This is a genomic window from Butyrivibrio sp. XPD2006, from assembly GCF_000420865.1.
Classification (GTDB): domain Bacteria; phylum Bacillota; class Clostridia; order Lachnospirales; family Lachnospiraceae; genus Butyrivibrio.
The window spans coordinates 1-19,758 of sequence record NZ_ATVT01000005.1 but is presented as its reverse complement, the minus strand read 5'-3'; the positions used below and the strand labels follow the sequence as shown (position 1 = coordinate 19,758).

The 19,758-nt window shown below is 44.8% G+C and carries 17 protein-coding genes and 1 pseudogene; 3 read left to right on the top strand and 15 right to left on the bottom strand.

The genetic code is table 11. The annotated features are described in order from the left end of the window. Window positions 1-5: 5 nt before the first annotated feature. The 4 genes from G590_RS18720 to G590_RS0107005 all read right to left on the bottom strand — a co-directional run bounded on the left by G590_RS18720 (window position 6) and on the right by G590_RS0107005 (window position 6,052). Complete coding sequence (locus G590_RS18720; protein WP_022764966.1) at window positions 6-1,469, bottom strand: glutathione S-transferase C-terminal domain-containing protein; 1,464 nt, start codon at window positions 1,467-1,469, stop codon at window positions 6-8. Window positions 1,470-1,482: 13 nt separating this feature from the next. Beyond that, window positions 1,483-2,004, bottom strand: coding sequence for a GNAT family N-acetyltransferase (locus tag G590_RS18715; RefSeq protein WP_022764965.1), 522 nt, complete (start codon window positions 2,002-2,004; stop codon window positions 1,483-1,485). 6 nt (window positions 2,005-2,010) lie between these two features. Continuing rightward, the gene (locus G590_RS0107010; protein ID WP_022764964.1) at window positions 2,011-2,952 is read right to left on the bottom strand and encodes a transporter substrate-binding domain-containing protein; all 942 of its coding nucleotides are present in this window, start codon (window positions 2,950-2,952) and stop codon (window positions 2,011-2,013) included. Between the two features lie 178 nt (window positions 2,953-3,130). Further along, window positions 3,131-6,052, bottom strand: coding sequence for an EAL domain-containing protein (locus G590_RS0107005; RefSeq protein ID WP_026493994.1), 2,922 nt, complete (start codon window positions 6,050-6,052; stop codon window positions 3,131-3,133). Window positions 6,053-6,292: 240 nt separating this feature from the next. On the opposite strand from G590_RS0107005, the gene G590_RS0107000 reads away from it, so the two are divergent. The 3 genes from G590_RS0107000 to G590_RS0106990 are packed head-to-tail and all read left to right on the top strand — an operon-like array spanning window position 6,293 to window position 8,604. Further along, window positions 6,293-6,769: a DUF2975 domain-containing protein gene (locus G590_RS0107000; RefSeq protein WP_022764962.1), complete on the top strand. Its 477-nt coding sequence runs from the start codon at window positions 6,293-6,295 to the stop codon at window positions 6,767-6,769. A gap of 15 nt (window positions 6,770-6,784) precedes the next feature. After that, window positions 6,785-6,997, top strand: a complete 213-nt coding sequence (locus tag G590_RS0106995; protein ID WP_022764961.1) for a helix-turn-helix domain-containing protein — start codon at window positions 6,785-6,787, stop codon at window positions 6,995-6,997. A 2-nt stretch (window positions 6,998-6,999) separates the two neighbouring features. Then, window positions 7,000-8,604: a DUF4153 domain-containing protein gene (locus G590_RS0106990; RefSeq protein ID WP_022764960.1), complete on the top strand. Its 1,605-nt coding sequence runs from the start codon at window positions 7,000-7,002 to the stop codon at window positions 8,602-8,604. A 75-nt stretch (window positions 8,605-8,679) separates the two neighbouring features. On the opposite strand, the gene G590_RS0106985 is transcribed toward G590_RS0106990, so the two are convergent. The 11 genes and pseudogenes from G590_RS0106985 to G590_RS18705 form a co-directional block, all read right to left on the bottom strand. Then, window positions 8,680-9,495 (bottom strand): transporter substrate-binding domain-containing protein, encoded by an 816-nt coding sequence (locus tag G590_RS0106985; RefSeq protein ID WP_022764959.1) that lies wholly within the window; start codon window positions 9,493-9,495, stop codon window positions 8,680-8,682. A 70-nt stretch (window positions 9,496-9,565) separates the two neighbouring features. Then, entirely contained in the window at window positions 9,566-10,306 is a 741-nt protein-coding gene (locus G590_RS0106980; RefSeq protein ID WP_026493993.1) for an amino acid ABC transporter ATP-binding protein, read from the bottom strand. Between the two features lie 25 nt (window positions 10,307-10,331). Then, window positions 10,332-11,006: an amino acid ABC transporter permease gene (locus G590_RS0106975; protein WP_022764957.1), complete on the bottom strand. Its 675-nt coding sequence runs from the start codon at window positions 11,004-11,006 to the stop codon at window positions 10,332-10,334. Next, window positions 10,999-12,393 (bottom strand): MATE family efflux transporter, encoded by a 1,395-nt coding sequence (locus tag G590_RS0106970; RefSeq protein WP_022764956.1) that lies wholly within the window; start codon window positions 12,391-12,393, stop codon window positions 10,999-11,001. The genes G590_RS0106975 and G590_RS0106970 overlap by 8 nt, the downstream gene beginning before the upstream one ends. A 102-nt stretch (window positions 12,394-12,495) precedes the next feature. Beyond that, window positions 12,496-13,824 (bottom strand): DUF2130 domain-containing protein, encoded by a 1,329-nt coding sequence (locus tag G590_RS0106965; RefSeq protein WP_022764955.1) that lies wholly within the window; start codon window positions 13,822-13,824, stop codon window positions 12,496-12,498. 154 nt (window positions 13,825-13,978) lie between these two features. Continuing rightward, window positions 13,979-15,121, bottom strand: coding sequence for an aldo/keto reductase (locus tag G590_RS0106960; protein ID WP_022764954.1), 1,143 nt, complete (start codon window positions 15,119-15,121; stop codon window positions 13,979-13,981). Between the two features lie 74 nt (window positions 15,122-15,195). After that, entirely contained in the window at window positions 15,196-15,939 is a 744-nt protein-coding gene (gene nadE / locus G590_RS0106955; RefSeq protein WP_022764953.1) for an NAD(+) synthase, read from the bottom strand. Beyond that, complete coding sequence (gene pncB, locus G590_RS0106950) at window positions 15,926-17,137, bottom strand: nicotinate phosphoribosyltransferase (RefSeq protein WP_026494019.1); 1,212 nt, start codon at window positions 17,135-17,137, stop codon at window positions 15,926-15,928. Before pncB ends, nadE begins: the two co-directional genes overlap by 14 nt. Window positions 17,138-17,452: 315 nt before the next feature. After that, window positions 17,453-17,659: pseudogene (locus tag G590_RS21895) on the bottom strand (adenylyltransferase/cytidyltransferase family protein); the annotation flags it as partial. 18 nt (window positions 17,660-17,677) lie between these two features. After that, a complete protein-coding gene (locus tag G590_RS0106940; RefSeq protein WP_022764951.1) occupies window positions 17,678-18,955 on the bottom strand; it encodes an O-acetylhomoserine aminocarboxypropyltransferase/cysteine synthase family protein in 1,278 nt (425 codons plus the stop codon). 549 nt (window positions 18,956-19,504) lie between these two features. Then, a partial coding sequence (locus G590_RS18705; RefSeq protein ID WP_442852343.1) for a transposase occupies window positions 19,505-19,758 on the bottom strand: 254 nt, incomplete at its 5' end.

Here is a 19,758-nt window from a genome sequence, read left to right as displayed (position 1 = left end):
TACATTTATATGATTTCAGGTCCTCTGAAAATCAGATGATATGGATTTCTCTCATCTTCCAGTTCCAGAAATGCCTGCTCTTTTTCTTTTACAATATCTATAGAATCGCTGATTTCCTGTACCTTCGAAAGTTTGTCGATATATCTTTTCAGGTTGGGATAATCAGTGGTCTTGGCAAAATTCAACTTGTACAGATAGTAGTAGATGTGATCATGGCGAAGCAGTGTCTTATAAAGCACTTCATCGGCTTCACTTATCTCATCTCCCAGAAGAAACTCGGTATTACCAAGTCTCCTGTCAAGTTCTCCAAAAGCATCCTCCTCCAGATGCGCCCATCTTTCGAGCTCATTCTGATAAGTCGCTCCCGCTGCTCTTTTAATGGGTTCCAAAAGAGCAAACTCAATATATTTCTTTTCGTTTTCCGGGTTTTCATGTTTATAAAGCTCATGGGCAGATTCCTCCAAAGTGAACTTGTTCTCCGGGTCTTTTGAGAGCTTCTCTCTTCCGGTCGGAGCAAGGAGCTGCCTGTTGTCGGGGCCTGTTCCTATAAGGCCGTGGACATTGCCGAGCTTGGCTCTCATGTGAGGTGATAACTGATAATGTTTTTTGATCAGCTCAAGTTTTGTATACTCGTAAAACCCTGAAGTCTGATAGATGTCTCTTGTGTATCCCCATAAATTCGGGTAATCCTGAAGTCTTTTCTTGTTGACACCAAAAACCAGATGGTAGTTGATATGGAAACGGATCAGTGCAACATACAGGTGAATATCGGAAAGTGTTATATGGTCTCCGTTTATGAATCTTCTGTCCTTTAATCTCTCCTCCAGAGTATCCAGTGTTCTGAAGTAGTTATCAAAAGACTCATCGAAAGTCTCCTGATTTCTTGCAAATCCGCAGCCGTAGGCGTCAACCTTCTTGTTGATGAAATCGCTCCACTCATCTATTTCATCTCTGAGCTCCTCCGGATAGAGGTCGGGAGCGTTTTCTTTGTGATACTTTTTCCAGTCAAGTACAAGGTATTTAGGTATATTTATCGGATCGTTCTGGGCAACCGCGCCGGTTTGTACATCCACGATTGCCGGAACCGTTGACCTTCCGGTAAAGGTAGGGTCTCCCTTAAGGTATGCGTCATCGAGATAGTGGATCTTGAGGACAGGATCAACTTCTCCGAGATCTTCCGAGAATACCCATCCTCTCGGATCTCTTAATATGCCTGTTTCGCCGATACTGATAACTCTGTCCAGCCCCAGGAGCCTTAGTGTTATAACCGCCTTGTTTGAATGCGGACATCCCGGCATCCAGATGAGTCTGTATCTGTCTGCTTCTACAGGAAGCTTATCCTCTCCCTCACCGAATAATTTGTCAAAGACAAACTTCCTGCCTTCAACTTTTCCGGTAGATTTATTTATCTGTTTTTTGAATGTATTCTCAAACAGCTCCACTGTCTGAAACGGAACTATATATGACATACCCGCCTCCCCTTTATACTTCTATCCTTGAATCGGGGTTTTTCCATGTTGGCCCCTTCATGTCAGATCTGTCTTTTTCATCCTCAAATCTGTAATCATTAGGAAGAAAGAATCCCACATCTTCCATCCAGCCCAGTTCCTCCGCAGATCCGGAAAAGAGCTCTAAAGCTGTCTTTGCTCTTCTGAATCCGAATTTCTCATACATCTCCACAGTATGCGGATGAGTATATAGGATTACGTTCTGCCCCTTTAACTGATCGAGGAGTTTTCCTATAAGCTGCCTTCCGATTCCTTTTCCCTGGTACTCTTCATCAAGGGCTACGTTGTAAACGGCCGCCTGGAAGAGTCCGTCGGAGAGCGCTCTTGCAACTCCGACTATGCGTTCGCCGTCGTATACAAATACGACGGCGTAGCTGTTTTCAAAAGCAATCTGCTGTTCTTTAGCAGAGTGGTCGGAGAGGTGGGATCTTCTGAGAACATCCGCAACCTCCTCCCAGTTAATATTCTCTTTTGTAGTCTTATAAGTTATGTTCATGATCTCTTAGTTTGTCTTTCCTGCATTAAGGATCTCATCTTCGGGTGACTGATCAACTCCGCCAAAGTACTGCTCTGAGAGCTTCTTCAGAGTTCCGTCAGCCTTGAGCTGCTTGATAGCATCATCAATCTTGTCTCTGAGCTCTGTCTCATCCTTGGGAAGAATGTAATATGCATAGAGGTTATCAGCGATAAGCTTTACTTCTTCCTCAGGGATGTTTGACTTGTCGATGTCAAATCCGTACTCATCTACATAAGCTGTGTACATAGGACCATCGATGATTCCGAATGATGTTGTTCCATCCTGGATGTGCTGAAGTGTTACTGTTGTATCAGCCTCTGTGTATGTGATGTTTACCTGTGCATCAGGGTTCTGCTCGTTCCAGTGCTCAATCGCATTTGTAACAGAAACTCCTGCACCACCTTCAAATGAAAGGCCTGCTGCATCTTTAAGAGATGTGATAGGTGTCTGATCCTTACCATAAACGAATACGTAGCTTACCTTGTCATAAGGAAGTGAGTAGAGATATGAAGCTGCTCTCTCTTCGTTATATGAGAAATTGTTTACACCGATCTGGTAGTTACCTGCATTAAGTCCTGCGAATACTGAAGGGAAATCAGTAACCTCGATCTCAAGATCATATTCAGGAATAATGTCGAATACTGCCTTCAAAACTTCGATGTCATAACCTGTAGGCTGATCATCCTCTCCAACATATACGTAAGGCTTAGGTCCGCCGCCTGTTGCAGCCTTGATGGTCTTAACTTCTACTGGCTCTGCCTGATCAGCTGTCTCTGTAGCTGCTGTATTCTCAGCTGCTTCTGTGCCTGCTTCCTCTGTCTTAGCTTCTGATGTGTTTGCACTTGCTGTAGCTGCCTCCCCGCAACCTGTAAGTGATCCAACAAGCAATGCTGTTCCTAAAACTGTAGCAATAAAATTCTTCTTCATAATTTTTGCCCTCCTCAAAACGGATTGAATTTGTTATTAAGGATTATGCTTTAGAGCAGCAGCTTTGTAAAAGACAGAACACTTATAGTGAGGTATAAGTTTTGCTTAACCCTGCCCCGCTTAGTGACCAATAAGCGCAAAAAAAGAAGGCAGCCCTTGCCGCCTTCTTTTGTCGCATTTATTTATTTTCGCCAAACGCCAGCTTCTCAAACTCATCAGCAGGCAGAGGTTTCGAGAAATAATATCCCTGAACCATCTCGCAGCTGTGCTCTTTGAGAAACGCAAGCTGATCGCCGTTCTCCACTCCTTCTGCGACCACCATGAGCCTCAAGCTCTTGGCAATGTCCAATATCAGCTCTATCATACGGATGTCTTTTTCCTGTCTCTCCTCAGGCTTCTCAATCTTGTCTATAAAGCTCTTATCAAGCTTAAGGATATCAACCGGAATAGATGATAACATGTTGAGCGATGAATAACCCGTTCCAAAGTCGTCCATCTCTATGATATAGCCCTTTTCCCTGAGCTGAGTTACTACGCCGATGATCTGCTCCGCATCATCAGTGTATGCTGACTCAGTGACCTCCAGATGAAGAGCAGACTTTGTAACACCGTTTCTTTCAATGATCTCATCTATTGCCGGGATCAGATTCTGCTCAAAGATATCCATTCGGGACAGATTCACGGAAACAGGAATAGATATGCCGTATTTCTCTTTCCACTCATGCACCTGCCTTGCTGCCTCATTCCATACATACTTATCGATGAGGCCTATTCGCCCGTTCTTCTCAAAAAGATTTATGAAGGTTCCGGGAGGTATCATGCCAATTTCGTGATGCTTCCAACGCACAAGCGCTTCAGCACTCTGCAGAACAGGCGGATCCACCTGAACATTGTATTTGGGCTGATAGAATACAACAAATTCATGCTGCTCGATTGCATTCTTAAGATCGTTAGTAAGCCTCTGCTCAAGAATTTCTCTTTTTCTCATGTCCTCGTTAAAGACCATGAGTTTCTCGCGCATTCCGCCTCGAACTATACTGCTGGCCGTTCTGGCCCTGTCAAAGAGTTCTACCGGCCCGAGATCGGATTCATATGGCATCACACCCATCCTGATGCGTATGCTCACATTCTCGGAAAAGACATCTAAAGTCTGCTGGAGTCTTCTGTAAAGCCCCATGTAATCATCTGTGTGCAGACAATAGATATAAAACCTGTCAGCAGTTGATCGGCAGGCAATTCCGTCATTTTCGCCGACATATTTCTTTATCTCATCGCCCAGCGCCAAAAGGATTTTATCTCCAAAGTCCCATCCGTAAATAGCATTTACCACATGGAACTGCTCTATGTTTATGGCAATGGCATCCAGTTTATAATCAGGATGCTCATTATGCATTCTGTCGGCATATTCAAAGAAATAGTTTCTTGTATACAGCTTTGTTAACGGATCAAGCTCTGTAGCATCAATGAGCTTTTGCCGGTCGAGAGCTCTTTTGTCCGAACGCACCTTGGCAACTGTAAGAAGAAGCATGACAAACAGGATAGCTGCTACCACTGCAAGGAAAGAAGCCGCATTATCATGAATGTAATCCGCAAAGGTGACCTTCTCTGATGTTCCGGCATAGCGCGACAGGTTCATTTCAGTCTCTGACGGATCAGCCAGTATCACCAGCTTATTCATGATAGAATACAGCTCACTGTTTCCTTTTTTTACTGCAAAAGCAAAGTCCATGCTCTGCCCCGTTGCGAAAAGGGACAGTTTATATCGTCTTCTAAGCCTGTCAACCAGGGTGATGCGATAACTGTTCACCCACGTACAGTCAGCTTCTCCCTTGGCCACTGCTTCGTAGCACTCTTCAAGTGACGGCTCATGGATTATCGTCCATGACGGATAGTGATCCTGCACAAAAATGTCATAATTAAGACTTCCGGTTAATATTGCTGTCCTTAGATTTTCATCACTGAATATACCAGTGGTTTTTCCTGAACTTACTACAGCAAATATCTCGGTTGACATCAGTGCTTCCGTATTAAGCAGTCCCCTGCTCTCCGCGTCGGAAGTACTTAAATGTATAGGAACAGCAACGTCTATTTCTTCATTCTGAAGCGCCTTAAGACACTCCTCTGTCGAACCGAAAGCAACAGTTTCAAATTCTATATTGGAGTTTTTGACCGCATCAGTGGACTTACTCAGGAAATCTCCCACAGCTCCTATCAGTACGCCCGCCTCTTCATCAGAGAAAGGCATATAATTATCTCTGTAACCGACCCTGATCTTTCCGTGTTCTGAGAGCCACTCCAGCTCTTTTGCCGTAAGATATGTATCGGTCTTAGCAAACCAGATATATTTCTGAAGCAGTTTCTGGTTATAATACGGATCCTCATTCTGTATCTTGGCCATTGCTGAATTCAGCTCTTTCAGCAGATCGGGACGATTCTTGCTGACAGCGAAAAAGCTTTCGGATGAGCCAATGGAACATACAGGAACACAGCCTTCTCTGTTGCCATAGGACTCCACTGTAACATAGGCATCTATATCGCCTCTGTCCAGCATTTCAAAGCTCTCATCCACCGACTCTTCTACCGCTTCATACAGATCTATTTCTATTCCGACATTCGCAGCCCAGGTTTTGATAAAATCCGCCTGAATACTTCCTTTATCAACAACAAATCGTCTCCCTGAAAACGAGTTTATATCTTCCAGATTCATGTCAGTATTTCCAGCCTTGATAAAGATATAGTAAGTCTCAGAAGTCATGGGAATTCTGGAATAAAGGATCTGATCAGCTCTAGCTGTGGTGTAGGAAACGTCGCTCAGCATATCGATTTCACCGTCCTTCAGCTTTTGCAAAAGCTCAGGCCAGGTTCCTTCCACGTAATCGTATGTCCATTCGGTATAAGCAGATACTTTTTGCTGGTAGTCATAGGCAAGACCGGAGCGCCTTCCAAACTGATCCTTGTAACAGTATGTGGAATCAAACCAGCCTACACGGACTACCTTCCCCTCACTTGCATTTGCTTTTTCGGAAAAAGACATAAATACAGCGCCAAAAAGAATGCCTGCAATTACTGTGATCGCAGCCATTCTCATGATCAGTCTCATAATGCCATTCCTATGTAATTTGCGACACTTATCCGTTCTGTAAATACTCATAACAACCTGTCGGCAATGAAGAACGTGCACATTATTACATTATAATTTTAACATAATAATGTACACACAATTATAAAACATACGTAAACATTGAGTCTCGAAAAATATTTATTGTTTTACAATAAATTTATATTGCAAATCAAAAAAAGAAGTGCTATAAAGAAAATAGACAAGTACTTGGAGGATAACATGGATAACAAATTAAATACTTTCGTTAAGACCATCTTGGATATGTGCTTCTATTTCGGGCTGCTGGCAGTAATATCTGTCCCCTTCACCTTAAACTATTCAGTTCAGATGACGATCCGGGCTTTTGGTGAGGAAACAGAGTACGCTGCCATAGCAGATCACTACTGGTACGCAGTTGTATCAATAATGGCTGTAGGAGTCTTCACTCTCCTCATACTGTTTGAGCTCAGAAAGATGATGAAGACAGTAATTGATGATAACTGCTTTGTGGAAGCCAATGTTAAGAGCCTCTACCGAATGGGCACTTACGCATTTGTCATCGCAGGCATCAAGATTTTCAGATGCTTCGTATATTTCACTACCGCTGCAGTGGTTATCGCCGGTGTATTTCTTTTTGCAGGACTCTTTAGTAAGGTCCTTGCAAGAGTCTTTGACAGAGCAGTGAAATACAAACAGGAAAATGATTTAACCATTTAACAGGGCGGTGAGAATATGATTGTAATAAATTTAGATGTCATGATGGCAAAACGAAAGATGGGACTGACGGAACTGGCGGGCAAAGTCGGTATTACCCTTGCCAACCTGTCTATCCTTAAGAATAACAAAGCGAAAGCCGTAAGGCTTGAGACCCTTGATGCAATATGCAAGGCACTTGAATGTCAGCCGGGAGATATCCTGGAATATGTTGACGAAGAGGAGAACTAAGTATGGAAACCAATAATAATCAGACACCACAGTATAGCTATAACTACACAGGCCCTGCGGCGCAGAATCCCCAGCCTGTAAATCCTCAGCCTGTTAACCCTCAGGTTGTAAACCCTCAGATGGGAAATGTCGTTCAGATGCAGCCTGTAATAAAGGGAAACGCTGAACACTTCAGAAAGTACGGACTTTTGTCAGTAGTATTCGGACTCATCTACGGCTTCTGTCTGTACAACAACCACTCCAGCATCACATATCCGATCTTTATGGTATGCGCACTGGTGATCCTTAAGCTCGTAAGAGCAAGGGACGGGCTCTCACTTATAACAGACTGCAATGGCAAAAGAGCTCTCGGTATCTTCTACGTTGCATCCCTTATACTGCTTTCTATCCACAGATGTTTGACAACAAGCCCTGCTCTGAACTTCCTGGAGAGGACCGCAATCTTCCTGTTGCTGTTCAGTTATGTCATATATCTGTATGTGGACACAACAGGTTTTGATATCGGCGCATGGCTGCTCAGTATTTTTATGACACTTATCAAGCCTATCGAACATCTCGGCAGTCCGTTTTCAGATTACAGCGCTCTTAGGAAATCCAGAGCTACTGAAGAAGTAAGTCAGAAAAAGAAAAACTTAAATGCTGTACTTATCGGACTTGCAATTACAATTCCGCTTTTAGTGGTAATAATACCGCTCCTTGCTTCAGCGGATGCAGTCTTTGAAAACATGCTTTCAAACATCTTCAAGGACATTGATATTCCCGAATATCTCTTCCATGCATTTATGATGACTGCAACTGCTATAATAGGCTTCTGGTGTGCTTACACCATCATCACCTCAATGGCAAGGCAGGAGATAAAGATAAAGGTCAGAGGCGATGGTACAACAAATCCTGTTATCGCCATTACCTTTACAAGCATCATCGGACTTATCTATATCCTGTTCTGCGCGATCCAGCTTCTCTACCTCTTTAGTGGTAAGATGGCTCTTCCGGAAGGCTATACCTACGCAGAATATGCCCACGAAGGATTCTATCAGCTGCTGGCTGTGTGCATCCTGAATATTGTGATGGTTTCGATCTGTCAGGCATTCTTTAAAAGCTCTAAGATTTTGAAAGCTCTTTTGACAATAATCGCTGCATGCACATATATCATGATCGCATCATCAGCTTTCAGAATGATCATGTACATAGATGTATATCATCTGACATTCTTAAGGCTCTTCGTGCTCTGGTTTCTGGCAGTGCTGTGCTTCTGGCTTTCATTCCTTATCATCAGTATGTATGTCAGAAAGTTCCCTGTGTTCAAGGCATGCATGGTAGCCATAACCCTTGCTTTTATCGCTTTTATCTACAGCAATCCTGATTATCAGATTGCCAGGTATGACCTTCAGGCAGCTGCCAACAAGATTGATGAATATACTTCAGTTGCAGACTATATCGAGGATGAATTGTCATTCGATGCCGTTCCTGCCATTGTTCAGGATAAGGAAGTACTTGAGTTGTTCAGGCGTTATCATGATCATGAATATATAACCGAAGAGTTTGAAGGCTTCAGAAGATTTAATGTTTCCTACTACATAGCACAGAAATATCTGAAGACTGAATGAATCAAATGAGAAAAAAGTCCGGGCATTTCACATAAATGCCCGGACTTTTGTATTAACGTCTGACTTTATAATCCCTTAGTTGCTTGTTATATCAGCACCGAAGTACTTGTTTGAGATCTCTGCAAGAGTTCCGTCGTCGCGAAGCTCTGAGATAGCCTCATTGATGGCTTCTCTGAGTGAATCGTTGTCCTCGCCCTTTGCAAGAGGGATTGCATACATTGTAACTTCATCATCCATTGCTGCAACCTTGAGCTCTGTGGTTCCTGTTGTCTTGAAGTAGTCCTGAGCTGAAGTGTTGGCATTGATTGTAGCATCAACTGTTCCGTTGAGAACCAGTGTCATTGTCTCACCGATCGTATCAACGTTTGAACATGTAGCGCCGTGTGCAACACCCATAGCCTCGTAGGTTGAACCTGCTGAGTTTGCTGTGGTCTTGCCTGCAAGATCATCAAATGTGTTGATGTCATTGTTGGATGCAAGAGTAACAACTACTGCATGGTCATAGGCATAAGGATGTGTGAAGTCATAAGTTTCCTTACGATCATCTGTAACATCTACACCGTTTGCCATCATATCAAAGGTTCCGGTTGTAACACCTGTAAGTCCTCCGTCAAAAGCAACCTCCTGGAAATCAGGCTCTACACCGAGCTTTTTTGCAATTGCTGCTGCGATCTCTACATCAAAGCCTACAAGCTCATCTGTATTCTCATCATGGTAAGTAAATGGTGCCCATACGCCCTCAGTTGCGATTGTGATCTTGCCTGCTGCCTTGATCCTTGCAAGGTGATCATCACCCTTGGATTCTGTCGCGCTGCCAGCAGAAGCTCCGCATCCTGCAACTGTAACGGCTGTGAGAGCAGTCGCCAGTAACATAGATAGTTTCTTTCTCATAACTTTTCTCCTTCTACGAACTTCTTTCCGTAAATTAAATTGCACAAAATTTATTTTGAATAATAATACATCAATTTTTGGTCAAACGCAAGAACTCTTTTGTGCGGTCTTCTTTCGGATTCTCAAAGAACTCAGCGCCATGGCCTTCTTCCACCACTTTGCCGTCTGCCATGAATACTACTTTTGATGATACCTCTTTTGCAAAAGAGATCTCGTGTGTCACCACGATCATGGTCATGCCCTCATGAGCAAGCTCTCTCATGACTTCAAGAACCTCTGCAGTAAGTTCCGGATCAAGCGCTGATGTAGGCTCGTCGAAGTAGATTATATCCGGATCTGTAGCAAGAGCCCTTGCTATGGCAACTCTCTGCTGCTGTCCGCCGGATAGCTGGCTCGGATACTGGCCTGCAAAATCTGCCATACCGACTTTTCTGAGAACTTCCAGAGCCTTCACCTCAGCAGCCTTGGCATGTATATGCCTTGCTGAAGTAAGTCCCAGGGTCACATTGTGAAGTACCGTCTTGTTGGCAAAAAGATTGTAGTTCTGGAAAACAAAGCCTGTTCTCTTTCTGATAGCGGAGATATCATCTCTCCCAATTCCCGGAAGATGATAGGTCTTTTCCCCAAAGACAAGCTCTCCCTCATCGGCCTTCTCAAGGAAATTAATGCAGCGAAGGAGCGTTGTCTTACCGGAGCCGGACGGTCCCAGGATTGATACCACATCGCCCTTTTCGACTGTAAGACCGACGCCCTTTAAGACTTCGGTGCTATCAAATTTTTTATGTAGATTTCTTACTTCCAATAATTTCATAAATACCTCGCTAAGTTCTCTCAGCTTACTTCCTGACTCCGTAGCTTCCAAGGATCTTTTCGCCCTTCTTCTGCACGAAGGTCAGAACTGTACAGAACAGCAGGTAAACAATAGCAACCTCAATGTAGAGAGGCAGATAGTTGTAGGACTGGCCTGCAATCTGCTTGGTTCTTGTAAACATCTCAACAACGGTGATACTTGAAGCGAGAGATGTGTCTTTTACCATGCTGATAAGCGCGTTAAACAAAGATGGGAATGCTGTCCTGAAGGACTGTGGAAGAATGATGTGCCACATGATCTGCATGAAGTTCATCCCCACGCAGTATCCGGCTTCGAGCTGCCCCGCCGGAACAGCTTCCATTGCAGCCCTCATGGTCTCTGCACTGTAGGCTCCTTCATTGATGGTGAACACGATAACCGCCATCACAAAAGGATTTGCGTGAATACCAATAAGCGGAAGTCCGTAGAACGCCACCATGAGCTGTACCAGAAGCGGTGTTCCCCTGATAACCCAGATGTAAAACCTGCATATCTGCTTAAGGACGGGCACATCCGCAAACTGCACCATGGCTACAAGTACTGCCAGTACAGTTGACAGGATAAAGGCGATCACCGCCAGTGGCAGCGTTACCTTAAGTCCGAATTCTAATATTTTGGGAAAAGAGCTGATGAGCAGCTCCATTGTCTTTTGACTAATCATTAAACTTTCTAAGCTCCGAATATGCCATTGGTACGGCAATTAACAGTGATAAAACATCTGCGCAGGCCTGAGCCATCTCAACGCCCTGAATTCCAAGGAAATGCGGAAGTATCAGGATCAGCGGAATGAAGCAGAATCCGTTTCTGGCAGAAGCTGTAATAGATGCTTTGAAGCCCTTTCCGATGGACTGAAGCATCATGTTGCTGATAACGATTGCGCCTGAGAGCGGTGTCGACAGGCACATATAGCGAAGTGCCGTGGTTCCGACTTCCTTGGCGTACTGCAGGGTCTTTGCAGAATCAAGGTCGGCTGCTGCCTTCTCCCTGAAGAACAGACTTATGATCTGTGGCGCAAATTTGTAGAATACGATTGCTATTATTATCAGGAATATGGTTGAATACTTGACGCAGAACTTGAAGCCCTCTTTTACTCTTTTGGTAAGGCCGGCTCCGTAGTTAAAGGAACATACAGGCTGATATCCCTGACCAAATCCGATAAGGGCCGAACCCATCATCAGCATAAGTCTTCCTGCAACACTCATTCCGGCAATGGCAGCGTCTCCGCCGATGGCTCCCGCTGTACGATTGAGAAGCAGCGTTGATATGGCAGCAAGCCCCTGACGGAAAAGAGAGGGTGCACCACCGTTTATAACTTCAAGCAGATAATGCCAGTTGAGCTTGACATTACTGAAACTCATTCTGATGTTCTCACCCTTGCTGGTTCCGATGAACAATACAATAAAACTTGTGAGCTGTCCCATGACTGTTGCAATGGCAGCACCTCTGACCTGCATGTGAAAGCCCAGGATCAGGAGCGGGTCAAGAACCATATTCATCACTGCACCGGACATAAGTCCTATCATGGCATATACTGCGCTTCCCTGAAAACGGAGCTGGTTGTTGACAACGAACTGAGCCATCATAAATGGTGCTCCGATCAGGATTATCCTCATGTAGTCCATTGTGAACTGCATTGTAGTGTCCGTAGCTCCCAGAAAATGAGCTATCGGAGCTGCAAAGATATTGCCGACAATTGCAAAGATTATACCGACGATTATCGCCATGGCAAATCCCGTGGATGCCATTTCATTGGCTTCCTTGTGGTTGCCTGCTCCAAGCATTCTCGAGAGGTAATTACCCGAGCCATGCCCAAAGAAGAATCCGAAAGCCTGAATGATTGCCATCACAGTGAACACGAGTCCTACGGATGCCGTAGCTGCGGTGTTTACTGCCGGGTTATCGGACACTCTTGCCACGAAGAATGTATCCGCCGTGTTGTATATTGCTGTTACCAGCATGCTGATAATTGTGGGCACCGACAGCGACAATATAAGCTGTGGTACCGGCGTGGTTGTAAGATATTCACGCCTGTCCTTTGGTTGTTTCATCTATTCAAAGTTTCCTTTTGCACAATTTGTTTGTATGTAATCTATGGTATCACACCTGTCAAGTCTTTTGAGTCACCGGGGACGTTTCAGTTTGACTCAATATCAGTCGTCCTTTAGTGCCTCAAACTTGGCTTTCATTGTTGGGTTTCCCTTGGTAAGTTTCTTGACGCTGACATCCTCTACCTTGCTGTTGGCTATACGCAGCTGGTTATCAGAACCCTGAAGTTCCTTTTTCACCTTTTCAAGGCGCGCAATAGTCTTGTCAATCTCTTCAATTGCACTGTCAAAATGCTTTTTAGCAAGTTGATAATTCCTGCTGAAATCATCCTTGAACTTCATCAGCGAATCTTCAAAGTTGGACACATCGATATCCTGATTGCGCACCATTGCAAGCTCCTGCTTGTAGGTGAGCGCATTTATCGCCGCATTTCTAAGGAGCGTGATCATCGGAATAAAGCACTGTGGGCGAACCACGTACATCTTGTCATACTTGTAGGACACATCAACGATTCCTGCATTGTAGAGTTCGGAATCGCTCTCAAGGAGAGACACAAGTACCGCGTATTCGCAGTTCTTTTCCTTCCTGTCCTTATCAAGCTCCTTGAAGAAATCCTCGTTCTTGTGCTTAGTCGCTGTCTCATCCATCTCATTCTTCATCTCAAACATGATGGAGATTATCTCAACGCCGTTTTCGTCGTTCTCGCGATAGATGTAGTCACCTTTACTCCCGCTTCTTGCATCGTTGTCTTTTTCAAAATATGCATTCTTAAAGGCTGTTGCCCTGAGCTGGTTGAACTGGATCTCACAGTGCTGCTCCAAGGTTTCACCGACCATCTTGGTTGACATCTTGGTCTTAAGATCCTTGTAGAACTCGACCTCTTTTTCTTTCTGCTCAAGAAGGACTTTGCCTCTCTCTTTTTCCTGCAAAAGCTGATTCTCAAGGTCATGGGTCTTTTCATTGAGTTCAATCTCGGTGGCGTGAACTTTTTCGCTCAGCTCATCGAGCTTAGCCTGCTTCTCATCCTCAACCTTTTTGACAGCTTCCATGACGGCGAGTTTCTGCCTGTCATCACTACTCTGCATTTCAAGAGAAAGTTTTGTATTCTTTTCCTGCTCCTGCCTGAGAAGAGCTTTAAGTTTATCGGCTTCAGAGGTCTTTTCCTCTTTGAGCTTCTCAATCTCTTTGCTCTTTTCTTCTCTTAGCTTGTTTATCTCTTCTTCGTACTGCTGCCTGGTCTTCAGTACTACTTTATCTTCAATCGAAGACAACTCCAGGGCATGCTTCTCCTGAAGGTGCTTTTCAAGCTCTTCCGTTCTTCTTGTAAGGTCTTTTTCAAATTCCTTGTCCCTTATCTGCTGAACGATCGAGCTGAGCTCTGTATCATCTACCGTAAAAGCCTGTCCACAGTGTGGGCACTTAAGTTCTGCCATAGTAATTCCCCCATTACTCTCAGATTAACGTTACTCATTGGATTATTATAACATGATGTGAGACACTGGGGACGTTTCAGATTGACTCATTATGAGTCAGTCTGAAACGTCCCCAGTGTCTCAAAATGAGTCAATCTGAAACGTCCCCGTTGTCTCATCCGATCTCTGAAACGAAATCGCTCATCATATCTGAAATCTTTATCTGCTGTGGGCAAACCTGCTCACAGCTGTGACAGTGAAGGCAGGATGCGGGTCTCTTTTCATCAGGAATTGCTGAAAGCGCCATAGGCGCAATGAAATCGAATCCGCCACCCTCGATGGTAATAAAGTGTTCGTTGTAAAGTGAGATAAGTCGCGGTATATCAAGGCCCTGCGGGCAATGGCTCACGCAGTAGTGACAGGCCGTACATGGAACAGATTTCCTCTCCAGCATCCTGTCAACAACAGACATAAGCGCTTCCATCTCTTTTTCATTAAGCGGTTTATCTTCCCCAAAAGTCTTAAGATTGTCCTCAAGCTGCTGCATGTTGGACATTCCGGACAGCACCATGGTCACGCCCCCAATGCTCTGAAGGAATCTGAAAGCCCAGGCAGGAATAGCTTCATCAGGCCTGATTGCCTTAAGCTCAGCTTCAAACTTGTCATCAAGCTTCGCCAGCTTACCTCCGCGAAGAGGCTCCATAACCCATACGGGAATTCCCGTCTCGTTCAGCAGCTCAACTTTTGCCTTGGCATCCTGGAACTTCCAGTCCAGATAATTAAGCTGGATCTGACAGAATTCCATATGCTCTCCGTAAGCATCGATAAAACGCTTAAGCGTCTCATACTCACCGTGGCAGGAAAAGCCCAGATGTCTGATCCTTCCATTCTTTTTCTGCTCCATGAGATAGTCGAATATTCCAAACTTCGGGTCAAGGTACTGATCAATATTCATCTCGCAGACATTGTGGAAGAGATAGAAATCAAAGTACTCCATCCCTGTCTTTTCAAGCTGCTTCTCGAATATCTCTTTTACCTTGGGCATATTTGAAAGGTCATAGCCCGGAAACTTGGAGGAAATATAAAAGCTCTCCCTCGGATACTTCGCAAGAGCTTCGCCCAGAACAATCTCAGATTGTCCGTTGTGATAGCCCCAGGCTGTGTCGTAATAGTTGATACCGCCGGACATAGCCTTATCGATCAGCTCAAATGTCTTCTCTCTGTCGATGTTGCCATCATCGCCGTCAATTACGGGAAGTCTCATTGCGCCAAAGCCAAGTCCTGAAAGCCTTAAATCCTGAAAGTCTCTGTAAACCATAGCCATAACCCTCCTATATGAATTTATTTCACGTATGTATCAACGGATCCGGATAACGTCTACTCCCACTCAGCTTACCCTCTCTTATACATAGGGATAGTCTGAAGCTTGTGCAGATTCATCACGTGCAGTCTGTCGATCTTCTCTTTTATCTCAAGGTCTTCAATCTCGCCGGTCCTTACATACTTATCAAGCATCGCATAGGTAAATCCAAGCTTGTCCTCATCTGACATTCCTGAAAGTCCGTCGGATGGAGTCTTGTGGATCAGCTCAGAAGGAAGTCCCAGCTCATCTCCGATCTGAAGCATCTCGCAAACAAGAAAGTCAGAGCAGGGGCTGAAGTCGCCTGCAGCATCGCCGTACTTGGTTGAGTAGCCGACATAGTCCTCTGAAGCATTACATGTATTGGCAACACGTCCACCCTCAGGAAGAGACTGCGCAATTGCATAAAGAGTGGCCATACGAAGCCTTGGCGGTGTGTTGATGATGGCATCCTTGCCGGGCTCTACGCCTGCTGCCTTAAGGGCATTCATCTCACCCTCAAAAGCCTCGGCGATATTGACGGTATAATTCCTGATCCCCAGAAACTCAACAACCTTCTGTGAATCCGAGATGTCTTTCTGCTCGCCGTTAGGCATCATAACACCTACCACACGCTCTTTTCCCAGAGCCTTAACAAGGAGTGCTGCCACGATGGTAGAATCCTTGCCACCGGAAATACCGACGACTGCACTGGCCTTGGGGCCGCTCTTCTCAAACCAGTCCTGAATCCAGGCGACGATGTTCTCTATTTCTAATTTTGCGTCAAATTTGCTCATTCTCCATCCTCCAATTAATACATCTCTGAAGGTAATCAACGTAGTTAGGGTTCTTGCACATTCCCTTGCCTTCAACATCAGAAACCTTAGCAACATCCTGTCCGTTGCAGGCTGTGGTCTTCATGACGATGTTGAGCGCAGGAACCTTGGTGTCGTTGGAGATATATGTTCCGATTCCGAAAGCAACCCTGGCTCTTCCTGCAAAGTGTGCATAGATGTCGTTGGCGCGCTTGAAATCAAGGCTGTCACTAAAGAGCAGAGTCTTTGTGGCAGGATCGATGCCAAGACTCTCGTAGTGCCCTATCATCTTCTCGCCCCACTCAATCGGGTCTCCTGAGTCATGTCTTACACCTGAGAACAGAGTTGAGAATGTCAGCTGGAAGTCACGCAGGAAGCAGTCTGTAGTGATTGCATCCGTAAGCGCTGTTCCGTTGAGGATTCCGTACTCCTTTACCCAGTAGTCAAGAGCGTACCAGTTCGAATAAGCAGGATTGTGCTTGTGGTTACCCTGACCTACGCACATGATCCACTCGTGAGCCATGGTTCCTACAGGAGTAACTCCGTGCTTCTTGGCCAGAAGTACATTTGATGTTCCTACAAACTTAGAGCCTGTTCCGTCGAGCTTAGCTTCCTTTAACTTAAGTACGGCAAGCTCCTGAGCCTCAGCTGAGAGACGTCTCCTTAAACCAAACTCAGAGAATGCCCCGATCTTGTATGTTCCGTCTGTCAAAAGAGCTATCTTCTCATCGAGCTTCTGCTCAAAGGATTCCATGAGCTCCTCATAGTCATAATTCATTCTGAAGTAAACTTCGTTAACAATGGCAAGTGTTGGGATCTCATACATTGATGTGTTGAGCCATGTTCCGTTTGTCTCGATGGAAAGTCCGCACTCAGCATCTGTTGTGATTGTGAAATCCTCATATCTCGGGTGCCACAGTCTAAGGAAATCAACGTAGGACTTCTTGATCCACTTGATGCTCGCAAGGTAGTTAAGCTCGTCCTCTGTGAAGTTAAGGTCGCAGTAGAGATAGATCTGCCTTTTGATCTCCTCAACCATCTCAGGTGTGAACTTCACATCCTTGTTACGGCACCTGAATGTCCAGGTTGTTGTGTAATCGGGGAAGTTGTGATAGATTGCCTGTCCCATTGAAAATTTGTACAGGTCTGTTTCAAGTAAGCTGTCAATAATTGGATTCATTGGATCCTCCTCTAATTTTCCTGTCTTAAGCAGGTAATTTCTAAATACAACATTTATGTCATCTGACAGATCCATTGGATTTTCGCGGATTTCGGTTCCGCTCACCTGCACAATGGTTCGATCCACCAGATTAAATGTATGATCCGGATAAATTGGCCCGAGCTTCTCTACATAGGAAGGCTCACCCGTATACCAGTTAAAGTGTGCGCTGTCCGGGGCTATCCCTGCGGATGAAAAGAGCTCTTTGCCCCATGCAACCCAGTTCTCATGGGTGAAGGTACCGTCAAGACCGATCTTCTTGTCATCGATAAGCGCCACGGTAACCCTCGGGTTATCTCTGAACATCTCTTTTACCAGCTTGTGACGCACAGTAAAAGGAAGGAAGTCTTTTCCCCTGTCCTCCTGATAACCGCAAACTGCGATGATCATCCTGTCATTCTCATCTAAAGCTCTTTTCACAAGAGATTCATGTCCCTTATGAAACGGAATGAAACATCCGAATACAATTCCTATATTATCCATAGGCCATCTCCTTTGAAATCATCCAAGGGCATTAGCGATATCTGCAATAAGGTCTTCCTTATCCTCAAGTCCGCAGCTCATTCTTACAAGACCTGCAGGGATTCCTGCCTCAAGGAGCTGTTCATCGGTCATCTGTCTGTGTGTTGATGTCGCAGGATTCAGGCAACATGTTCTGGCATCTGCAACGTGTGTCTCAATGGCTGCCAGTTTAAGCTTTTTCATGAAGCTCTCTGCAGCTTCTCTTCCGCCCTTAAGCTCGAATGAAACAACTCCGCATCCGCCGTTTGGCATGTACTTCTGTGCCAGCTCATAGTAAGGATCTGTCTCAAGTCCCGGATAATTGACCTTGGCAACTTCCTCTCTTGTCTGAAGGAATCTGGCTACTGCAAGTCCGTTCTCAACGTGGCGGGGCATGCGAACATGCAGTGACTCAAGACCAAGATTTAAAAGAAATGCATTCTGAGGTGACTGTATGCATCCGAGATCACGCATGAGCTGCGCTGTAGCCTTGGTGATAAATGCTCCCTCATTACCGAATTTCTCGGCGTAAACAATTCCGTGATAAGACTCATCGGGAGTTGTAAGTCCCGGATACTTATCAGCATGAGCCATCCAGTCAAACTTGCCGGAATCTACGATAACTCCACCGACTGCTGCTCCGTGTCCATCCATGTACTTAGTAGTTGAATGAGTTACGATGTCTGCTCCCCATTCAATAGGTCTGCAGTTTACAGGGGTTGGGAATGTGTTGTCCACGATAAGCGGAACTCCGTGCCTGTGGGCTGCATTTGCAAATCTCTCGATATCAAGAACTGTAAGAGCAGGGTTAGCAATAGTTTCACCAAACATTGCTCTTGTGTTGTCCTGAAATGCTGCATCAAGCTCCTCATCTGAAGCTGTCGGTGAAACGAACGTCACATCAATTCCCATCTTCTTCATGGTAACCTCAATGAGATTGAAGGTTCCGCCGTAGATTGATGAAGAGGCTACGATATGGCTTCCCGCCTCACATATATTAAACAATGCAAAAAAGTTTGCAGCCTGTCCCGAAGATGTCAGCATTGCTGCAGTTCCACCCTCCATTGCTGCTATCTTGGCTGCAACATGATCATTGGTGGGATTCTGAAGCCTTGTGTAAAAATATCCTGAAGCTTCCAGGTCAAAGAGCTTACCCATATCCTCGCTGGTGTCATACTTAAAAGTAGTAGACTGAATGATCGGTATCTGCCTTGGCTCTCCGTTTCCGGGAGTATATCCCGCCTGTACACACTTTGTTCCAATTCCCTGCTGACTCATCTGTTATTCCTCCAAAGAACTTATTCATTATTTCTAATATGTGGCCATGCTTTGCCACATTACAGTATTATACTAGCATCGCCCGGAAAAGTATAGCGCTGTGAGTCATTGGGGACGTTTCAGTTTGACTCATTTTTCTACGCCCAAAGAGCACTTTTGACGTTATATGTAGAAAATTTTAGAGCTTCAAAACTTTGTACTCCTATTTTTCTACACCCAGAAGCCACTTTTTGCCATATAGGTAGAAAATCTTTTTACAGGCATCTTAATTTTCTACGCCCATAAGGCACTTTTATCGCTATATGTAGAAAATATGCCTGTCTATACTTCTCATGCCCTAATTTTTCTACGCCCAAAGACCACTTTTCCCTCTATATGCAGAAAATCCACCATACCCCAGAAAACCACCACACGATAAATCAAAAAAAGCGAGGCCGAAAGGCCTCGCCTCAGACTGTAGACAAAGTGGTCCTGAGGGCGTAGCTCTCTGGACCATTTTTCTTATGTTATGGGGATTTTGTTCAGAACAAAGGTCAGAAACAGCCTATATCAGGCCATCTCTAACCGCCATTCATGCTTGATCCTTGCAAGCTTTTTCAGATTCATACACGCAAAGGTAAGCGCGACCTTCATTTCCATACGCGCCTTGCCATACATCTGTGTATATCTGAATCCGTGGTTTTCTTTGGCGGTCCCAAAAATTCTTTCTATTGTTTCTTTGCGATGGGAATAAAGATCTTTCATTCCCTCTGTGTATCTGATATCATCGCATACTTCCATGTAGTCTTCCCAGATATGACGAG

Bases quoted from the DNA above. Each gene is read 5' to 3' on its own strand.
- G590_RS18720 (WP_022764966.1), bottom strand. From the start codon at position 1,469: ATGTCATATATAGTTCCGTTTCAGACAGTGGAGCTGTTTGAGAATACA.
- G590_RS18715 (WP_022764965.1), bottom strand. From the start codon at position 2,004: ATGAACATAACTTATAAGACTACAAAAGAGAATATTAACTGGGAGGAG.
- G590_RS0107010 (WP_022764964.1), bottom strand. From the start codon at position 2,952: ATGAAGAAGAATTTTATTGCTACAGTTTTAGGAACAGCATTGCTTGTT.
- G590_RS0107005 (WP_026493994.1), bottom strand. From the start codon at position 6,052: ATGAGACTGATCATGAGAATGGCTGCGATCACAGTAATTGCAGGCATT.
- G590_RS0107000 (WP_022764962.1), top strand. From the start codon at position 6,293: ATGGATAACAAATTAAATACTTTCGTTAAGACCATCTTGGATATGTGC.
- G590_RS0106995 (WP_022764961.1), top strand. From the start codon at position 6,785: ATGATTGTAATAAATTTAGATGTCATGATGGCAAAACGAAAGATGGGA.
- G590_RS0106990 (WP_022764960.1), top strand. From the start codon at position 7,000: ATGGAAACCAATAATAATCAGACACCACAGTATAGCTATAACTACACA.
- G590_RS0106985 (WP_022764959.1), bottom strand. From the start codon at position 9,495: ATGAGAAAGAAACTATCTATGTTACTGGCGACTGCTCTCACAGCCGTT.
- G590_RS0106980 (WP_026493993.1), bottom strand. From the start codon at position 10,306: ATGAAATTATTGGAAGTAAGAAATCTACATAAAAAATTTGATAGCACC.
- G590_RS0106975 (WP_022764957.1), bottom strand. From the start codon at position 11,006: ATGATTAGTCAAAAGACAATGGAGCTGCTCATCAGCTCTTTTCCCAAA.
- G590_RS0106970 (WP_022764956.1), bottom strand. From the start codon at position 12,393: ATGAAACAACCAAAGGACAGGCGTGAATATCTTACAACCACGCCGGTA.
- G590_RS0106965 (WP_022764955.1), bottom strand. From the start codon at position 13,824: ATGGCAGAACTTAAGTGCCCACACTGTGGACAGGCTTTTACGGTAGAT.
- G590_RS0106960 (WP_022764954.1), bottom strand. From the start codon at position 15,121: ATGGTTTACAGAGACTTTCAGGATTTAAGGCTTTCAGGACTTGGCTTT.
- nadE (WP_022764953.1), bottom strand. From the start codon at position 15,939: ATGAGCAAATTTGACGCAAAATTAGAAATAGAGAACATCGTCGCCTGG.
- pncB (WP_026494019.1), bottom strand. From the start codon at position 17,137: ATGAATCCAATTATTGACAGCTTACTTGAAACAGACCTGTACAAATTT.
- G590_RS0106940 (WP_022764951.1), bottom strand. From the start codon at position 18,955: ATGAGTCAGCAGGGAATTGGAACAAAGTGTGTACAGGCGGGATATACT.